The 17027-nt window shown below is 69.6% G+C and carries 17 protein-coding genes; 8 read left to right on the forward strand and 9 right to left on the reverse strand.

Annotated features, from left to right (window positions below):
* Window positions 1-656: 656 nt before the first annotated feature.
* The 3 genes from ACFYQ6_RS22945 to ACFYQ6_RS22955 form a co-directional block, all read right to left on the reverse strand.
* The gene (locus tag ACFYQ6_RS22945) at window positions 657-1610 is read right to left on the reverse strand and encodes a hypothetical protein (RefSeq protein ID WP_388764616.1); all 954 of its coding nucleotides are present in this window, start codon (window positions 1608-1610) and stop codon (window positions 657-659) included.
* A gap of 158 nt (window positions 1611-1768) precedes the next feature.
* Window positions 1769-3244 carry a DUF6801 domain-containing protein gene (locus ACFYQ6_RS22950; protein WP_361585271.1) on the reverse strand — a complete coding sequence of 492 codons (1476 nt, stop codon included), beginning with the start codon at window positions 3242-3244 and terminating at the stop codon, window positions 1769-1771.
* A 310-nt stretch (window positions 3245-3554) separates the two neighbouring features.
* Entirely contained in the window at window positions 3555-4193 is a 639-nt protein-coding gene (locus ACFYQ6_RS22955; protein ID WP_361585273.1) for a hypothetical protein, read from the reverse strand.
* A 643-nt stretch (window positions 4194-4836) separates the two neighbouring features.
* Between ACFYQ6_RS22955 and ACFYQ6_RS22960 the strand changes: the two genes are divergently transcribed.
* The 4 genes from ACFYQ6_RS22960 (at window position 4837) to ACFYQ6_RS22975 (ending at window position 8275) form a co-directional block, all read left to right on the forward strand.
* Window positions 4837-6051: a helix-turn-helix domain-containing protein gene (locus ACFYQ6_RS22960; protein WP_388764619.1), complete on the forward strand. Its 1215-nt coding sequence runs from the start codon at window positions 4837-4839 to the stop codon at window positions 6049-6051.
* 197 nt (window positions 6052-6248) lie between these two features.
* Window positions 6249-6512: a hypothetical protein gene (locus tag ACFYQ6_RS22965; protein WP_361585277.1), complete on the forward strand. Its 264-nt coding sequence runs from the start codon at window positions 6249-6251 to the stop codon at window positions 6510-6512.
* A gap of 69 nt (window positions 6513-6581) precedes the next feature.
* Complete coding sequence (locus tag ACFYQ6_RS22970; protein ID WP_361585280.1) at window positions 6582-7055, forward strand: SCP2 sterol-binding domain-containing protein; 474 nt, start codon at window positions 6582-6584, stop codon at window positions 7053-7055.
* 5 nt (window positions 7056-7060) lie between these two features.
* Entirely contained in the window at window positions 7061-8275 is a 1215-nt protein-coding gene (locus ACFYQ6_RS22975) for an acyl-CoA dehydrogenase family protein (protein ID WP_361585282.1), read from the forward strand.
* A 40-nt stretch (window positions 8276-8315) separates the two neighbouring features.
* Here ACFYQ6_RS22975 and ACFYQ6_RS22980 read toward each other — a convergent pair whose 3' ends face one another.
* Window positions 8316-9542, reverse strand: a complete 1227-nt coding sequence (locus ACFYQ6_RS22980; RefSeq protein WP_388764622.1) for a cytochrome P450 — start codon at window positions 9540-9542, stop codon at window positions 8316-8318.
* A 105-nt stretch (window positions 9543-9647) separates the two neighbouring features.
* Here ACFYQ6_RS22980 and ACFYQ6_RS22985 point away from each other — a divergent pair, with 105 nt between their 5' ends.
* On the forward strand, window positions 9648-10484 hold the full coding sequence (locus tag ACFYQ6_RS22985) for a hypothetical protein (RefSeq protein ID WP_361585288.1): 837 nt from the start codon (window positions 9648-9650) through the stop codon (window positions 10482-10484).
* 152 nt (window positions 10485-10636) lie between these two features.
* Window positions 10637-12709 (forward strand): MDR family MFS transporter, encoded by a 2073-nt coding sequence (locus ACFYQ6_RS22990; protein ID WP_388764624.1) that lies wholly within the window; start codon window positions 10637-10639, stop codon window positions 12707-12709.
* 8 nt (window positions 12710-12717) lie between these two features.
* On the opposite strand, the gene ACFYQ6_RS22995 is transcribed toward ACFYQ6_RS22990, so the two are convergent.
* The 5 genes from ACFYQ6_RS22995 to ACFYQ6_RS23015 all read right to left on the reverse strand — a co-directional run bounded on the left by ACFYQ6_RS22995 (window position 12718) and on the right by ACFYQ6_RS23015 (window position 15855).
* A complete protein-coding gene (locus ACFYQ6_RS22995) occupies window positions 12718-13302 on the reverse strand; it encodes a GNAT family protein (RefSeq protein ID WP_361585294.1) in 585 nt (194 codons plus the stop codon).
* A gap of 43 nt (window positions 13303-13345) precedes the next feature.
* Window positions 13346-13792 carry a YchJ family metal-binding protein gene (locus tag ACFYQ6_RS23000; protein ID WP_361585297.1) on the reverse strand — a complete coding sequence of 149 codons (447 nt, stop codon included), beginning with the start codon at window positions 13790-13792 and terminating at the stop codon, window positions 13346-13348.
* A gap of 93 nt (window positions 13793-13885) precedes the next feature.
* Complete coding sequence (locus tag ACFYQ6_RS23005; RefSeq protein ID WP_361585299.1) at window positions 13886-14695, reverse strand: SAM-dependent methyltransferase; 810 nt, start codon at window positions 14693-14695, stop codon at window positions 13886-13888.
* 63 nt (window positions 14696-14758) lie between these two features.
* A complete protein-coding gene (locus tag ACFYQ6_RS23010) occupies window positions 14759-14995 on the reverse strand; it encodes a DUF397 domain-containing protein (RefSeq protein ID WP_014049581.1) in 237 nt (78 codons plus the stop codon).
* On the reverse strand, window positions 14995-15855 hold the full coding sequence (locus tag ACFYQ6_RS23015; RefSeq protein WP_361585301.1) for a helix-turn-helix transcriptional regulator: 861 nt from the start codon (window positions 15853-15855) through the stop codon (window positions 14995-14997). The genes ACFYQ6_RS23010 and ACFYQ6_RS23015 overlap by 1 nt, the downstream gene beginning before the upstream one ends.
* A 205-nt stretch (window positions 15856-16060) precedes the next feature.
* On the opposite strand from ACFYQ6_RS23015, the gene ACFYQ6_RS23020 reads away from it, so the two are divergent.
* Both ACFYQ6_RS23020 and ACFYQ6_RS23025 read left to right on the forward strand, forming a co-directional pair.
* A complete protein-coding gene (locus tag ACFYQ6_RS23020) occupies window positions 16061-16519 on the forward strand; it encodes an ATP-binding protein (RefSeq protein WP_361585304.1) in 459 nt (152 codons plus the stop codon).
* Window positions 16513-16953 (forward strand): hypothetical protein, encoded by a 441-nt coding sequence (locus tag ACFYQ6_RS23025; protein ID WP_361585306.1) that lies wholly within the window; start codon window positions 16513-16515, stop codon window positions 16951-16953. The genes ACFYQ6_RS23020 and ACFYQ6_RS23025 overlap by 7 nt, the downstream gene beginning before the upstream one ends.
* Window positions 16954-17027 lie beyond the last annotated feature (74 nt).

Raw genomic sequence — 17027 nt, forward strand, 5'->3', positions numbered from 1 at the left:
CCGGCTCCGGTCCATGCAACGACGGCTTGTCACACATGCACCAGGGGGCGCACGTTATGTCCGTCGAAACCGCCAGGACAAGCCGTTGAACAGCGGGATTCGCCGGATGTCGATCTCGGTGTGGATCACTTGTCACCGATTGACAAACCCGCTCCGCGGCTTTGTCGGAATCTGCGCAAGCACTCGGGTGCACCGGGGTCCCGCGGCCCAGGGGGGCCGGAGCCACGAGACCCCAGCAGTGGGGAGGAGCCCCACCCCGGTGGGAGGTTCGGGGGTAGCGGGAACTCCCGGAGGAATCCCGGGTCAAGAGGGCTCGGCCAGGACTCCACGTGCGTCGGACAAGCAGGTACGGACGCGTTTCCGAGCTGCTCAAGCGGGACGCTACGGGCCAGTAACCTTAGTCCGCAATACCACTTCACGAACTTTCTCCGAGGTAATTGCACAGCCCCGTATTCTTATGACGCGATGAGCATTCTGGGCGCGAAACCTATCGAGAAGTGAGGGCTTTCGAGACGACCTGCCGGCTCGGGGATGCCGCGCGGGTCACGCCGAAGCCCGCCCCGACCAGGGTTCATGCGGTCGGGGCGGGCTCGGACGGGCGGTACGACCGCACGCACCAAGTGACAAAGGTGCGCGCGACGTGTCAGCCCCTGGGACTACTGCACCGCGGAGTGCCAGCTCTCGGAGAGCTCCTTGCCCGCGTTGGGCACGGAGAGCCCCGGCGCGGTGAGGCCGATCGTCGAGGTCTTGGCGTCGTTCAGGACGAGGTTGTTCGACCCGGCGGCAGCCGGCAGGCCCACCTTGAGGTCGATGGCCCAGCTGAGGATGCCGGCGAGACCGCAGCCGCTGGCCTTGGGCGCGGAGAACTGGCTGTCGCCCTGCCCGGCCCCCGACAGGGCGAGGTTGATGAGGGAGCCCTCGTCCGGGTTGGGCGTTCCGTCACCGTTGAACCGGGAGGCGGCCAGGGACGGGGCACTGAGGTTCCCGGGGCGCAGGAGCACCGGGTTGCTGTTGCTCCCTATGTAGCAGTTGGAGCCGAGCAACGGGTTCTCCAGGCGGATCTTGACCGGCAGCTTCACGATCGGCCCGGTCGAGATACCGGCGACCAGGCTGAACTCGGTCGGAGTACCGGCCGATTCCACCGTGGCGGTCACCTTGTTCAGGGTGGCGTTGGTGATCTGTCCGCAGACGGCCGAGACCACCGGGACGTTACTCGGGCACATGATGCCCAGCAGCCCGCCCGGGATCGTGGTCTTCCCGCTGACGATGGAGCCCGCCGGCGGCGGAACGACCGTGTAGGTCCCCTCGGCCGGATGCTGGATGACGCCGAACTGCAGGTTCGTCGAACCGGTCGTCGCCGTGACGTCGCCCAGTTTGATCGTCCCGTTGGGTGAGGTGGACGTCACGCACAGCGGGACGGCCGTGTCGCCGTCCGTCGCGAGCATGGCGGGGGCGTCCACGGGACACCGGTCGAACGGGGCCCACGCGCCGCCCAGCTGGGCGGCGGCCGTGGCCGCACCGGCCGGCGACGCGGTCAGCGGCATGACCAGCGCGGCGGACGCGGCGACGGCACCGGCGGCCTTGATCCAGGTCTTCGGAGCAGGTCTCATCGTTCCCTCAATTCGGTAGCAGGCGCGGGAAGGTGCTGTTCTCGGCAGGATGCTCGGGGCGACCGCGGGGTCGGCGGCCGCTGTTGGGCACGGTGATCGAGGGCGACCGCGGTGCAGCCGCGTCGCCGTTCGGTGCGATGGCCGGGTGTGACTGCGGGTCAGCGCGTCGCCTTGGGAATGTCCTGGGGTTCGTACTCGGGTGTACAGGCGGCAGCGGTCGAAGGAACGCAGGGCGCCCCTTGTACCTGCTTGACGAATCCGGGAGACCCGGACAGGGAGGCGGTGAAGAGGCTGTCGAGGTCCTCGTCCACACCGCAGCCCTCGAAGGGCGGGATGGTGACCGACCCGGTCAGTTCCCCTCCGGTGATCACCGTGTAGCCGTCGTTCCCCTTCTCCGGGTCCCAGGTCCCCAGGCCGGTGAGTGAGAGCCGGAACGGACGCTCCGTCCGGCAGCTCTTGCCCACGTCCAGCGCGACGCCGTTGACCTTCACGTCGTGCAGCCGGAGCACGAAGTCCATGTCGACGCTGGTGGTCGTCTTGGTGAAGCCCCCGTTGAGCAGATCCGTGATGCCGTGGGACACCACGTTGCGGTCCTCCGGGGAGTTGGGCTCGGGAGGGATCTGGGTCATCTCGAGGGTGGCCGTCGTCGGCATGAAACCGAACGTCAGGAACGTCCCCGTGGTGGGCGGCAGCTGGGGCTTCCCCTTGTAGTCCAGCACGATCGCCGCATTCAGGACCGCGTGCACGTAGGGGAACTCGAACCAGTTCTGGCCGTCGTACGTGTGGATCCGGGCGCAGGCCGGAGGGAATTTGGTGGCGCCGTCGAGTTTGGTCACGTTCGCGTAGCCGGCCACGTAGGCGACCATGTCGCGGCCCTCCGCGTTGAGCGGGTCCCCGACGCACGGCGGCGCGGCCGCGGAGGCGGACTCCTTCGCCCGCTTCCCGACCTCGGGCGCGACGGACTGTCCCTGCTCCTCGTCATCGGGCCACTCGTCGGACGAGGACGGTGCCGGTGTGGGCGTCTCGTCACCGCCCTCTACGCCGACCGTCGCCAGGGCCGTCTCCTGGTCCGCGTCCACCGCGCACCGCACCGAGAGGGTCGGCGGCTCCGCCGGGACGCCGTCGGCGTTCTTCACGGCCAGCTCCACCGAGAGGTCGGAGGCCCTGAACTCCAGATCGCCCGGCGCCCCGGGGCGGACGTAGGGAACGCCGCCGGCCGTTCTCAGTGTCAGCTCGCCCGCCTCGGGAACCGGCACTGCCTCGGAGGCCGTCCCGGCCCACTCCGCCCGGGCCTGCCGGCCCTCCTGGACGACGTCGACGGAGAGCTGTGCCTCCGCGCTCACGGCCGCCGCCCCTGACTCGGCGAGGGCGGCCGAGGCAGCCTCGGGCAGGGTCAGGTCCAGCGCCATCTCCTCGGGCTGGATCGTCTGTCCGGCCCGAGCAGCTTCGGGCACCTTCACGGCCAGCCGGACCTTGACCGGCTGGTCGCCCTCCGGGAAGTCACACGTATAGGCAAGCTCCGCGTCGATCTCCTGCACTCCGGGAGCGGCCTGTGCGCCGGGGATCATTCCCCCGAGCAGCACAGCGGTGGCCACTGCCGCACCACGCGCGGTGCGCCTGCGCGTTCCCGCCATACGACTTCCCTTCACTGGCGATGTCCCCTTCTCGGACAACCGGACGTGCCTCGCGCGCCGGAGGAGCCCCGGCGCGTTCCCTGCTCCCCCTGCCCCGGTGTACGGCCGGGTCAGGGGGAGTACACGATGGCCGGTACGGCCGGAGTGACAAGCGTGTGCCTCGTGCTGTACGTCCAGTTGGTACCCACGGCCGCGAGGCCCGAGCTTCGGCAAGGAGCGCGGTGGGCACGTGCCGTCCGGTGCGGGGATCGCGCAGCGGGCGGGCCCGCTGCGCGATCTCTCATGACCCGGGAACGGGTCGGTGACCGGGTCAGGGGGTGTAGACGATGCCCGGCTTGGTGGTCGTACCCGTCTTGACCGCGTTGTACTTGGCGGTGTAAGTCGGGTGCTGGCCCACGGCCGCGATGCCGGTGCAGCCCGGGGTGACCGTGGCGACCGTCAGCTGGTAGGTGGCGTTGTTGCCGATGGTGAGCTGGCCGCTGGTGTTGTTGTAGGACGCCGTGACATCACCCGTCACCGTGAAGGTGCAGGTGAGGACCGTCACCGTGGCCTTCACCCCGGTGATGTACCCGGTGGTGGTGCCCGCGCTGTAGGAGTTCGCCTTCAGCTGCCACGCGGGGGAGGTGTTGGCGGACGGCGACACCGGGCCGAAGGGGCTGGTGCACCCGCTCCAGGTCAGCGGAGCGATCGTGCCGACCGTGACGTTCGAGGTACCGGAGGCGGTCGCCAGCACGGCGTTGGCCGACGATGTCGTACACGTCATCGGGATTCCGTTGAGGCTGAGCGCGACGGTACCGGAGTTGGTGGCCGTGACCGCCACCGGCGAGGGAGCCGGGGTGACGGTCCAGGTCGGAGCGGCGACGCCGGCGGTGGCGGTGGTGGCGCCGAGGGTGATGGCGGCCGCGGCGGCACCGGCCGTGACTGCGATCTTTCTGAGGGTGTTGCGCACAGTGAGTTCCTCCGATTCGGCAGTGCGGGAGCACTGTTGCGGGGACAGCACCCGAATTCCTGCAAAGGTGCAGGGAGTGCCGCGATGAATCGTGTTGCGTGGGGGGCCGTACTGCTCTTTCAGCCACACACGTTCTGTGACAGGGCGTGACGTTACTTGCGGGAAACTTCGAGCACAATCCCGCCGGTCAAGATTGGCTCAGCGATTTTTTTTCCTCGTCAGTAGCTCACTAATTCATGCGGCGCACTTGTCACTTGGTGCGCAATATTCCTGAGAAATGTCGAGCATCGACCGGGGTGCCCGACTCCGTGCCACCCCCACCGCCAAGGTCAAAATGCGCCGACGGGTCAGGAACGGACCCCGGGCCCGACGCGGACGCCACCGCCCCATATCGGCGCCCTCGGCGCGGCCGGCGGCCGAAAACATTGTCCGGAAGTGAGCATTTACCGTCCCACCTGCACCGAAGCCTCACAACGGGGCCACGTTGTGTGCCCCTTGCACTTCGATCTTGTCCAGACAGTGTGCACCCCGTCCGACTTGGTCTATCTTCGGCGCCGATGTTGGTATACACCTGTCGGTCCGTGGGAGCGCTCTCCCCCCACCTGCTCTCTCCACGCCGGGCCCGGGAAGCAAGGGGACGGTCATGTCGAGACTCATCCAGCCGCTGGACACCGGAGATCCGCTGGGGCCTCTCCCCCAGGAGTTCGCCGCGATCATGCGGCCCGAACTGCCGAGCCTGATCAAAGAGATAGGCATGGAAGTCACCCGCGCCTATCCGGAATACGCGCGTCTGCTGAACGGCCCCAACGGCAAATCCATTCGCATGGGCGTCGAGCAGAGCCTTTCCTCGTTCGTCGACCTGGTCGCCGAACCCTCGGCGCCCACCGTCCTGCGCGACGACATGTGCCGGAGGTTCGGAAGGTTCGAGGCCTACGAGGGCCGCACCATGGACGCGCTCCAGGGGGCGTACCGGCTGGGCGCGCGCGTCGCGCTGCGGAGGGCCAAGAAGGTGGGGCGGAGCTACAACTTCTCGCCGGCGCTGATGCTCAGCTTCGCCGACGCGCTGTTCGCGTACGTGGACGAACTCGAGTCGCTGTCCCGCGAGGGCTATCTGGAGGTGCAGGCCCAGTCCGACCGGCAGAGCGAGGCGGTACGCCGGCGGCTGCTGCACCTGATCCTCACGGGCAGACCCGTCCCCCGCAGCGCCATCGCCGAGCTGTGCGAGCAGACCGGGTGGACACTCCCCGAGCAGGTCACGCTCGTCGCCGTACGCGCCCCGGCAGGTCTCGACCGGATCAGTGCGGATCCCGACGTCCTGATCGATCCCGGCGACCCACAGCCGCACCTGCTCATCCCGGGGCCGATGAACGACGCGCGCAGGGAGATGCTGGACCGGACGGTCCCCGGCGGCGGTGCGGCGATCGGCCTGACCGTGCCCACGGCGCTCGCCGCCGACTCGATCCGCTGGGCCCGCCGCGTGCTCGAACTGGTCGACGCCGGAGTCATCGACGACGCGCCGGTCATCCTCTGCGAGGACCACCTCGTCACGCTGTGGCTCCTCTCCGACCTCGCCCTTCTCGACCAGCTCGCCGAGCGCGAGCTGGCCGCCGTGGCCGGCATCAGCACCACGCGGCGTGAACGGCTGATCGAGACGCTGCGGATCTGGCTCGACACACGCGGCACGGCGGCCCAGATGGGCGCGTTGCTGGACGTTCATCCCCAGACGGTCCGCTACCGGATGCGCAGCCTGGAGGCCATCTTCGGGGAACAACTGACCGATCCGGAGAGTCGCTTCGCCACCGAAGCGGTCCTGCGTGCGCTGCAGTTACGCGCCCGGGGAGGCCAATCCCTTTACTGAGTACGCATCACACGCGCGGCGGGGAGTCAACTTACCCCGAGGTAACGCGAAATAGACGGTCAGTCCCAAACGGTTGCGACACGGAGACGTTCCGGACGAGAAACCAGGAACTGCGTCCCGTTACATAAGGAGGAGCGGTGGCCCACCGGCCGCCGCGGAGCACCACCTCCTGGCCAACCATCCGAGAGGGAACCCCCATGACCGCCTCGCACCTCCTCGTCCCCGTGCCGATCCCCGACAGGGTCGCCGCACTGATCGGCGCCTGCACCCCTCCGCACGTCCTGCAGGCGGAGTTCGACGCCGTCTGTGCCGCCCGCGAGGTGCGCAGGTTCCGGGGACCGAGGCTCGGCGTCGAGGACCAGGCGGACCGTGAGCAGGCGCTCTCCGAGCTGGCATGGGCCAACAAGGTGCTGTCCGCCCATCACCCCCGTCTCGCGGTGCGCCCGGACGGCGCCTCCTGACGCTTGCGGTGCGGCCACGGCCGTTCTACCTTACCCAGAAGTAAGTTTACTCTGGAGTAAGGATTTGGCGTGGCCGACAACAGCAGCGGGAACCTCACCGACGAACTGTCCGGGCTCGACTTCGCCGCCGTCTCCCCGGAGGAGTTCGCCCGGATCGTCAAGGGCCTGTCCGCCAAGCAGCTGGGCGAGGTCATGCGGGGTGACCTGCGCACCCGGGTGCTGAGCGAGGTCTTCGGCCGGATGCAGCAGCAGTTCCGCCCCGAAGCGGCCGGGCAGCTGAAGGCCCTGATCCGCTGGAAGATCACCGGCGAGACCGACGAGGTCTACGAGACCTCCATAGCCGACGGCGCCTGCACGGTGAGCGCGGGCCGCTCCGGCGCCGAGCCCCGTACGACGCTGGTGATGGCTGACGCGGAGTTCCTCAAGCTGGTCTCGGGCAACGGCAACCCGGTGACGATGTTCATGATGCGCAAGCTCAGGGTGGCCGGTGACGTGAGCCTGGCCTCCGGGCTCACCCGCTACTTCGACATCCCGAAGGCCTGAGCGCCATGAGCTACTTCTCCCTCGCCCTGACCGAGGAGCAGCAGGATCTGCGCACCTGGGTGCACGGCTTCGCCGCCCAGGTGGTGCGGCCCGCCGCCGCCGAGTGGGACGCCCGGGAAGAGACCCCCTGGCCGGTCATCCAGGAGGCGGCGAAGATCGGCCTCTACGGTTTCGAGTCGCTCGCCGACATGTACGGGGACCCGAGCGGCCTCTCCCTCCAGATCGCCAACGAGGAGCTGTTCTGGGGCGACGCCGGGATCGGCATGGCCCTCTTCGGCACCTCACTCGCGGTCGCCGGGATCTTCGCGTCCGGCACCCCCGACCAGCTCGCCGAGTGGGTCCCGCAGTGCTACGGCGACGAGGACGACCCGAAGGTGGCCGCCTTCTGCGTCTCCGAGCCCCAGGCCGGCTCCGACGTCTCCGCGATGGCCACCAGGGCCCGTTACGACGAGGCCCGGGACGAGTGGGTGCTCTCCGGCCAGAAGGCGTGGATCACCAACGGAGGCATCGCCGAGATCCATGTGGTCGTCGCCTCCGTCGATCCGGCGCTCGGCGCCCGGGGACAGGCCGCGTTCATCGTGCCGCCGGGCACGAAGGGACTGGCGGCGAGCCGCACCATCAAGAAACTCGGCCTCCGTGCGTCGCACACCGCGGACGTCTTCCTCGACGACGTACGCGTGCCGGGGCACTGTCTGCTGGGCGGCAAGGAGAAGCTGGACGCCCGGCTCGCCCGTGCCCGCGAGGGGGGCACGGGCAAGAGCCAGGCCGCGATGGCGACCTTCGAGGTCAGCCGCCCGACCGTGGGCGCGCAGGCCCTGGGGATCGCCCGGGCCGCCTACGAGTACGCGCTGGAGTACGCCGGGGAGCGCGAGGCGTTCGGCAGGCCGATCATCGAGAACCAGTCGATCGCGTTCGCGCTGGCAGACATCCGCACGGAGATCGAGGCCGTACGCCTGCTGATCTGGCAGGCCGCCTGGATGGCGCGCAACGACCGGACGTTCGACGCCGGGCAGGGCTCCATGTCCAAGCTCCGCGCGGGCGAGCTGGCCGTCTCCGCGACGGAGAAGGCCGTCCAGATCCTGGGCGGCGCCGGCTACAGCAGGGAGCACCCGGTGGAGCGGATGTACCGCGACGCCAAGATCTACACGATCTTCGAGGGCACGAGCGAGATCCAGCGCCTGGTCATCGCCCGGGCCATCTCGGGGCGTCACATCCGCTGACAGCGGGAGCCGGTGCGGCGGTTCACCGCACCGGCTCCGTTCAGCCGCCCACCGGGGTGAACCGCACGGGCAGCGAGGCCGGGCCCCGGGTGAAGACGCCCTCCTCGACCGGGCTGAAGCCGTCGGCGAGCCGCAGGTTCGGCATCGCGTCGAGCAGCTGGTTCACACCCGTCTCGACCTCGGCCCGGGCCAGCAGCGCGCCCACGCAGAAGTGCCGGCCGAGCGCGAAGGCAAGGTGGTCGGCGGCAGCCGAGAACGCGGTGGTGCTCGTCAGGTCGTCACGGAACAGGTCGAAGCGGTCGGGCTCGGCGTAGCGGGCCTCGTCCCTGTTGGCCGACCCGATGAGGCAGGTGACGGTGGCACCGGCCGGGACGGTGCCACCGGAGAGTTCGACGTCCCCGGCGGTCTGGCGCATGATCATGTGGACCGGCGGGGTGTAGCGCAGGGTCTCGGCGAAGGCCCGGTCGATCAGGGACCGGTCCCGCCGCACGGCGGCCAGCTGTTCCGGGTGTGCCAGCAGGTTGGCGAAGAGCGAGGCGATCGCCTTGTCGGTCGTCTCCCCGCCGGCGGCGAGCAGCAGGCTGCAGAACGCCTTGATGTCCTCGTCGCTCATCCGTACGCCGTCGACCTCGGCGGCACAGAGCGCGGAGAGGAGGTCGTCCCCCGGCTTCTCCCTGCGCTGCTGGATGACCGGGATCATGTACTCGGCGAACTCCCGCCGGGTGCGCTCCCCGGCCGCCGCGACCTCGGGGTCGCCTGCCAGGTTCCCGAGGAAGGCGATGACGTTGGTGTACCAGCCGTGGAAGCGCTGGTGGTCCTTGCGGTCCAGGCCCAGCATGTCCGCGATGACCAGCACCGGGAAGCGGGTCGCGAACGCCTCGACGAGGTCGGCCGCGCCGGTGTACCGGAAGGCGTCGATCAGCTCGCGGGCGTTGCGCTCGATGACGGGCAGGAACTTCTCCTGGAGGTCCGCGCCGCGGAAGGCAGGGGCGACCAGGGCCCGGCGGACGGCGTGCTCCCTGCCGCTGAGCTGGAGGATCGTCCTGCCGTGGACGGGCTCCAGCTGCCAGTCGTAGTTCTCGGTCGTGAACTCCTGCGCCTTGTCCTTGAAGACGCGCTCGACGTCCTCGTACCGCGAGACCAGGTAACTCCCCGTGGCCTCGTGACGGATCAGCGGGGCGTGCTCACGCATCGTCCTGTACGCCCCGTAGGGGTCGGCGGCGAATGCGGGCGAGAGAATGTCGGGAGGTGAAGACGCCTGGGACACGTGTGACTCCTGTGAGGCAGAGACGGTGTGCTTCATGGCAGTGAACGGGCAATACCAGCAAGGCTATTGATGGCCAAACCGATCCCGAACCCCCTGGGAGTATTCTTGAACGCCGCATCCGGTGGCCCCCGCCCCTCCGTCCTCTTCGTCACGGATCTCGCCTACGAGGCGCGCGGCCGGCGCTACTGCGACGAGGACATCTTCCTCACGTCCCGGCTGCGCGAGGCCTTCGACGTCGCGCTCTGTCACCCCCGGGACGCCGCGGCTCTGCTGGAGGGCTTCGACGCGGTGGTCGTACGCAACAGCGGCCCGGTGCTGCACTACCAGGAGGCGTACGACGCGTTCCGGGTCAGGGCGCGGGAGTCGGGGGTCCGGGTCTACAACACGCTCGACGGCCGCGCGGACATGGCGGGCAAGCAGTACCTGGTCGATCTGAGCCTGGCCGGGTTCCCCGTGATACCCACGGTGGACCGCGCGCAGGACCTGGGGATGCTCCCCAGGGCGGACGCCTACGTGGTCAAGCCGAAGCTCGGCGCGGACTCCGTCGGCCTGCGCTTCACGAAGGAGCCGGACCTCCAGGGGGCGCCGGACGGCACGCTGCTCGTCCAGCCGCGCATCGACTTCCGTTACGAGGTGTCCTTCTACTTCGTCGACCAGGACTTCCAGTACGCCCTGAACGCGCCCCGCCCGGATCAGCGATGGGTCCTCGAACCGTACGCGCCGAGCACCGGGGATCTGGAGTTCGCCCGCCGCTTCGTGGAGTGGAACACCCTCTCGCACGGCATCCAGCGGGTGGACGCGTGCCGGACGCAGGAGGGCGAGCTGCTCCTCGTCGAGCTGGAGGACCTCAATCCGTACCTGTCGCTGGACCGCGTCCCCGAGGAGACCCGTGACGCGTTCGTGGCCCGGATGAAGGACTCCGTACGGGAACTCCTGGACTGACGGGATGAAGGACTCCGTACGGGAGGCCATGTCCGGGCCGGACGGAACCCCTGTGCGGGAGCTGCCCACCTGACCCGTCCGGCCGTCCCCCACCTGACCCGTCCGGCCGTCCCCCGCATGCGCGGGACGGGGCCGGGTGTGACGGTGCGAGGGTGACGACTGCCAGCGAGACCGCCCCCGCCGCGCAGAGTGCCGCAGCGCCGCCCGTCCTCGACCCTCGACGCCGGAACATCGTGTTCGTCACGATCGTGCTGGGGATCCTGCTGGCAGCACTGGACCAGACGATCGTGGGGACGGCGCTGCCCACGATCGTCTCGGACCTGGGCGGCGCGGAGCACATGTCGTGGGTCGTGACGGCCTATCTGCTGGCGGAGACCGTCGCGACGGTGCTGGTCGGCAAGTTCGGTGACCTCTTCGGCAGGAAGTTGATCTTCCAGATCTCGGCGATCATCTTCATCACCGGCTCGTTCCTCTGCGGCCTCGCGTCGAACATGCTGTTGCTGATCATCTGGCGGGGTGTCCAGGGCATCGGCGCGGGCGGACTCATGGTGACCTCCATGGCGCTGATCGCCGACGTCATCCCCCTGCGCGACCGGGGCAAGTACCAGGGGGCGATCGGCGCCGTCTTCGGTGTCGCCACGGTCGTCGGTCCCCTGCTGGGCGGCCTGTTCACCGACCATCTGACCTGGCGCTGGGCCTTCTACGTCAACGTGCCGATCGCGATCGTCGTGGTCATCGCCGCCGCCCGCACCATCCCTTCCGTGCGTGCGGCCGGCCGGCCGGTCATCGACTACCTGGGCATCGCCCTGGTCGCGGCCGGCGCGAGCGCGCTGATCCTCGGCACGAGCTGGGGCGGCAACGAGTACGCCTGGGGCTCGCCGGTCATCATCGGCCTGTTCGTGGGCGGCCTGATCGCCCTGGCGCTCTTCTGCCTCGTGGAGACACGCGCGCGGGAGCCGATGCTGCCCATGCGGCTGTTCCGCAATCCGGTGTTCGCGGTCTGCTCCGTCCTCAGCTTCATCGTGGGCTTCGCCATGCTCGGCGCGATGATCTACCTGCCGACCTATCTGCAGTACGTCGACGGCGACTCGGCCACCCTGTCCGGCGTACGGACCCTGCCCCTCGTCGTGGGACTGCTGGCCGCCTCGATCTTCAGCGGCAACGTCGTCAGCAAGACCGGCCACTACCGGTTCTTCCCCGTCATCGGGTCGCTCGTGATGGCTGCGGGGCTCTATCTCCTGTCCCGGATGGGCCCGGGCAGCGGGGTGTGGCTGGAGTCGCTGTACATGCTGGTGCTGGGCACCGGCATCGGCCTGTCCATGCAGGTGCTGACGATCGCCGTGCAGAACACGGTGGACTACGCGGACCTGGGCACCGCGACATCGGGCGTCACGTTCTTCCGTACGCTCGGCAGCTCGTTCGGCACGGCCGTGTTCGGCACGATCTACGCCAACGCGCTGCGGCCCAATCTGACGCAGGGGGTGGAGCAGGCAGCACGGGCCGGCGGCGATCCGGCGTCGCTCGCGCGGGCCGCGGAGAGTCCGCAGGCGGTGCACGCCCTGCCCGCGGAACAGACCGCTCCGCTGGCGCAGGCCTATGCGGACACCTTGCACACGGTGTTCCTCTGGACGGTCCCGGTGGCCTTGCTGGGCTTCGTGGTCTCACTCTTCCTGAAGCAGGTGAAGCTGCGCGACAGCGCGCGGGCGGGCTCCACCGACATGGGCGAGGGCTTCGCCCAGCCCGGTACCGGGGACGCGGCGAAGGTGCTCGAATCGTCCGTGGCGAGGATCCTCCACGAGGCCGGCCCCGATACCGCCCGCCAGATCGTGGCCGGGTCCGACACCCGCCTCGACATGGCGGGCGCGTGGGCCGTGATGCAGGTCGACCTCTTCACACGGATGGTCGGCCACGCGGGACTCAGGCTGATCGCCACCAGGCACCGGATCCCGCCGGAGGTACTGGTGCCGGTGTTCGACCGGATGATCGAGGAGGGCTACCTCACCGGGGACGGCCGTCTCTTCACCCACACCCCGGCCGGCGAGCGGGAAGCGGCGACCATCTCAGCCGCGTGGGGGCGCTGGCTCAACGAACGGCTGGCCGAGGACGGCGCCCGGCCCGACGACCGGCAGCTGCGGGCAGCGGTCGACGTGATCGCCAAGCGGCTGCTCGCGGAGGACCTGGCACAACAGCTGGCCCCGCCCGAGCGGGCGGTCGCCGCCGTCTGAGGCCTCGCTCAGAGCTCCCACGACCGGGGGCGGGTCAGCGCCTCCCACTCGGGCCGGAGCAGGGACAGCACCGCGTTGTCGTAGCGGCGGCCCCGGTGGAGGCAGGACGAACGGCGGACGCCCTCCCGCACGAAGCCCGCGGCGGCCAGGACGGAGAGGGCCGCGGCGTTGTCGGTGTGGGTGAACGCCTCGACCCGCTGCATCGGCAGCTCACCGAAGGCCAGGTCGGTGAGGGCGTCGAGGGCGGCGAGGCCGTGCCCCTGCCCTCGGTGCTCCGGTGCCAGCAGCAGATACGCCTCGGCTGTGCCCTCGGCCAGCTGCTGGTCGTGCAGGGCGATGAGGCCGATCGGCGTGCCGTCGGGCAGCAGGACGAGGAAGTCGTCGCGTGAGCTGTCGTCGAGGTGGCGCTCGACGCGCTCACGCAGTTCGTACAGCGAACCGGGCCAGACGCCGGTCTCGTGTGCCGCCACGGCGTCGGAGCGCCAGTGGTGCAGGAGTCCGGCGTCCTCGATCTCCAGCGGCGTGAGGCCGATGCCGCGCCCCCGCCAGCAGCGGTTCCGTTCGGTGGCCTGTTCCGCCGTGTCCTCACCCATGCGGCGGATCGTAGGAACGGGCGGCGGGCCCGTGCAAGGGATTTCAGTCGACGAAGATCGCCGACGCGTAGACCCAGGCTCCTTCGTGGCGGACGAACCGGCTCTTCTCGTGGAGCGCGTCGGGCCGGCCGTCGTCGCTGTAGTGCGCGCGGAAGGTGACCGTGCCGGTGGTGTGGAAGGCGGTGCCCTCCGTGGCCTCCAGGATCTCCAGGCCCGTCCAGCGCATCGCGGGGTCGAAGTCGACGGACGGGGGCCGGGTCTCCGGGTGCCAGGTACGCAGCAGGTAGCCGGCGTCCCGGACGACGAAGGCGGAGTACCGCGAACGCATCAGCGCCTCGCACGTCGGGGCCGCGGTGCCGGCGTGGAATCGGCCGCAGCAGTCCCCGTAGGCGGCGGGGAGCCCGCACGGGCACGGGGAGGCCGGGGTGATCCGCGGGGAGTTCTCCGGGACGGTGGCCGGCCTGCTCGGGCGTGAGGTACGTCGTGACATGCGTCCATTGTGACCCTCGCCCCGGACCGCTCGGCGGGCCGGGGCCGAGCGGACGCGGCTCCGCATCACTGCGGGCGGCGCCGGGGGCGGAGCTCAGCGCTTGCGGGCCACGCCCGCGTAGCCGGGGATGGGAGCGTCGCCGGGTACGTCGATGACCTCGCCGAGCTCCGGACGCCAGTCCGCGGAGAGGGAGACTCCGGGCTCGACGATCTCGAGGCCGTGGAAGAAAGCGGTGAGTTCGGCGCGCGAGCGAGGCCGCAGGGTCATCCCCCGCGCCTTGTACATGGCACGGGCCTCGGCGGCACCCTCGGGGTCGAAGTCCCCCGTGGTGTGGGAGAGGACCAGATAGCTGCCGGAGGGCAGGCGCTCCACGAGCCGGTCCACCAGTTCCGCCGCGCCGTCCTCGTCGTCCACGAAGTGGAGCAGCGCGAGGAGGGACAGGGCGATGGGCCTGTCGAAGTCGAGGACCTTGCCCGCGGCCTCGAGGATGGCGTCGGGCTGCCGGGCGTCCGCCTGGATGTACTCGGTCGCGCCCTCCGGGGTGGAGCGCAGGAGGGCTGCCGCGTGCGCGAGCACGATCGGGTCGTTGTCGCAGTAGACGACGCGCGCGTCGGGAGCGGTGCGCTGCGCGATCTGGTGCAGGTTCGGCTCGGTGGGTATGCCCGATCCGATGTCGAGGAACTGGCGTACGCCGTTCTCTGCGAGCCATCGGGTGGCCCGGTGCATGAAAGCCCTGTTGACCCGGGCCATGTCCCTGCCCCTGGAGTCCAGCGCGAGCAGCTGCTCGGCCATCTCCTCGTCGACCGGGTAGTTGTCCTTGCCGCCGAGGAACCAGTCGTACATCCGGGCCGGATGCGGCTTGCTGGTGTCGATCTCGACGGCCTGGGGGTCCTGCCCGGTCATAGCGCACTCCGTTGGTCGTGGTCTCGGCGAACAGCGCGTGGAGCAAAAGGTTGTGACAGTCTGTCAGGTCAACAGGAAGTCGGCCTGGCCGGCCTTGGCACCCTGGATGAAAGCGGCGATCTCGCCGTTGGAGTAGATGAGCGCGGGGCCGTCGGGGTCCGCGGACTGGCGTACCGCCACCCTGCCGTCCGCGAGCTTCATGGCCTCGATGCAGTTGCCCCCGTTACCACCGCTCCACGGCTTGTACCAGCCTTCTGTGCCGAGGTCGGCGGCCGGCATGCCGTTGTATATGTGGTTCATCACAGCTCCTTGCGGAAGTCCCTGAGGATTTCCTTCGTGCGTTGTGCAGTGGCGGCCTGAGCCGCCATTCGGTCCATGACCTCGAGGTAGGAAGCCACCTCGGGGCGCGCGTCGAAGTAGACGGCGCCCGTCAGGTACTCGCTGTAGACCATGTCCGGGAGTTCGGGGACCGCGAAGCGGAAGAGGACGAACGGGCCGTAGGTGCCTGGATGGTGGCCGGTCGAGAACTCCGCGATCTGGAGCGTCACGTGGGGCATCTCGGTGGCTTCGAGCAGACGGCCGATCTGGTCCCGCATGACCTCGGTGGAGCCGACCGGACGACGCAGGACGGTCTCGTCCATCACCACCCAGAGCTTCGGTGCCTCCGCCTTGGTGAGCAGCGACTGACGCTCCATCCGCAGCGCGACGTGACGCTCGATGTCCTCGGGTCTGGTCTGGCCGACGGCACCGGTACGCATGACGGAGCGCGCGTAGTCCTCGGTCTGCAACAGGCCCGGGACGAAGTGCGGTTCGTACGTACGCAGGAGGCTCGCCGCGCCCTCCAGACTGACGTACATGCTGAACCAGTCCGGCAGCACGTCGTGGAAGCGCTGCCACCAGCCGGGCTTGTTGGCCTCCTCGGCGAGTTCGACGAAGGCGTCGGTCTCGTCGTCACCGATGCCGTAGGCCTTCAGGAGGAGCTGGACGTACGGGATCTTCAGCCCGACCTCGGCGGTCTCCATGCGGCGTATGGTCCCGGGGGCTACACGGAGCACCTTCGCCGCCTGGTCGCGGCTCAGGCCGACGCGCTCCCGCAGATCCTGCAGGCGCTTGCCGAGAACGACCTGACCCACGGTCGGGGCGGACCGCGGTTCGCTCACTTCAGACCTCCCGATGCGCTGTGTGCGAGCAGTGTGCCATGCGCATGGCCCGGTGGACACAGCCACTCTGAATTTTTCAGAGTGCCTCTTGCCAAGTGTTCATGTCAGGGGGAGAGTTGGTGCCCGAACCAAGTTCGCGTGATCGCGCCCACCCGTTCCGGGGCGGCGCGAGGCGTGACACAGCCCCCACTGTGAGGAATCGGTCGTGGCACCTGGCAGTGCGCTCATCCCCCGGCTCATGGACCTCAGCCCCGGGACGGAAGCGCTCCGACACTGCTTCGCACTGCCGGCGCATCCCGAGTCGGTTGCCGGTGCCCGGCGTCTCACGCGCTCACGGCTGGCGGAGTGGCGGCTGTCAGGCGACGCACACGACGCGGCGGTTCTGATCGTCTCGGAGCTGGTCACCAACGCGGTCGTACACACCATGAGCACCAGGGTCGTCTGCGAGCTCAGGTGCGACGAGGAGCGGCTGCGCATATCCGTACAGGACCAGGGCCATCAGCCCGGCGGCCCACGGCTTTCCCTGACGGCCGACGGCGAGCACGGCCGCGGGCTGCTGCTCGTCGACTCCATGAGCACGGCCTGGGGGTCCGTCGACGCGGGGAACTCCTCGGGGCGCATCGTCTGGGCGGAACTGCCGTACCGCACGGAGCGGACATGCTGAGGAACGCCCTGTCCCAGCTGCTCGGCGCGCGTCGCACCCGCGCCGGGGAGGAGGACGGCGCCGGGAGCCGCGTCCGGCTGTCACTGCCGCCCGCGCTGTCCGCGAGCCTGGGCTGCGACGCCGTGGGGGTGCCCGCGCGGTACGGATTCCGCCTCATGTCGCATCTGCCGCGCGCCGGATGCGTGTTCGCCGACGCGGACCGGTGGTGGTGGATCGTCCCCTCGGGCTCGGACCTCGACCTGGACTGGCCCGAGCAGGCTTCGTACGCCGCCGGTGCGTACGTCCCCGCCGGGCGGCCCCGGCTGATCCACGCGCCGGACAGCCGCACGCCCTACACGCCGCCCATCCCGCTCTTCCTCATGGTGTGCCAGGTGACCGGCCACACGCCGTCCTGGGACCCGTCCGGCCGCCCCAGGGCCGTCCACGTCCCCTGACCCGTCGCGGCGGCGGGCACCTCCCGGGGGCGTTGTCAGTGGCCGGACCTAGTCTGGCACCACTGATCCACAAA

Origin of the sequence: Streptomyces sp. NPDC005494 (assembly GCF_042872025.1) — a bacterium.
Lineage (GTDB): Bacteria > Actinomycetota > Actinomycetes > Streptomycetales > Streptomycetaceae > Streptomyces.

Coding starts and splice junctions, on each gene's coding strand:
- ACFYQ6_RS22995 (WP_361585294.1), bottom strand. CDS start 13,302: ATGGGTGAGGACACGGCGGAACAGGCCACCGAACGGAACCGCTGCTGG.
- ACFYQ6_RS23005 (WP_361585299.1), bottom strand. CDS start 14,695: ATGACCGGGCAGGACCCCCAGGCCGTCGAGATCGACACCAGCAAGCCG.
- ACFYQ6_RS22950 (WP_361585271.1), bottom strand. CDS start 3,244: ATGGCGGGAACGCGCAGGCGCACCGCGCGTGGTGCGGCAGTGGCCACC.
- ACFYQ6_RS22960 (WP_388764619.1), top strand. CDS start 4,837: ATGTCGAGACTCATCCAGCCGCTGGACACCGGAGATCCGCTGGGGCCT.
- ACFYQ6_RS22975 (WP_361585282.1), top strand. CDS start 7,061: ATGAGCTACTTCTCCCTCGCCCTGACCGAGGAGCAGCAGGATCTGCGC.
- ACFYQ6_RS22945 (WP_388764616.1), bottom strand. CDS start 1,610: ATGAGACCTGCTCCGAAGACCTGGATCAAGGCCGCCGGTGCCGTCGCC.
- ACFYQ6_RS23025 (WP_361585306.1), top strand. CDS start 16,513: ATGCTGAGGAACGCCCTGTCCCAGCTGCTCGGCGCGCGTCGCACCCGC.
- ACFYQ6_RS23000 (WP_361585297.1), bottom strand. CDS start 13,792: ATGTCACGACGTACCTCACGCCCGAGCAGGCCGGCCACCGTCCCGGAG.
- ACFYQ6_RS23010 (WP_014049581.1), bottom strand. CDS start 14,995: ATGAACCACATATACAACGGCATGCCGGCCGCCGACCTCGGCACAGAA.
- ACFYQ6_RS22965 (WP_361585277.1), top strand. CDS start 6,249: ATGACCGCCTCGCACCTCCTCGTCCCCGTGCCGATCCCCGACAGGGTC.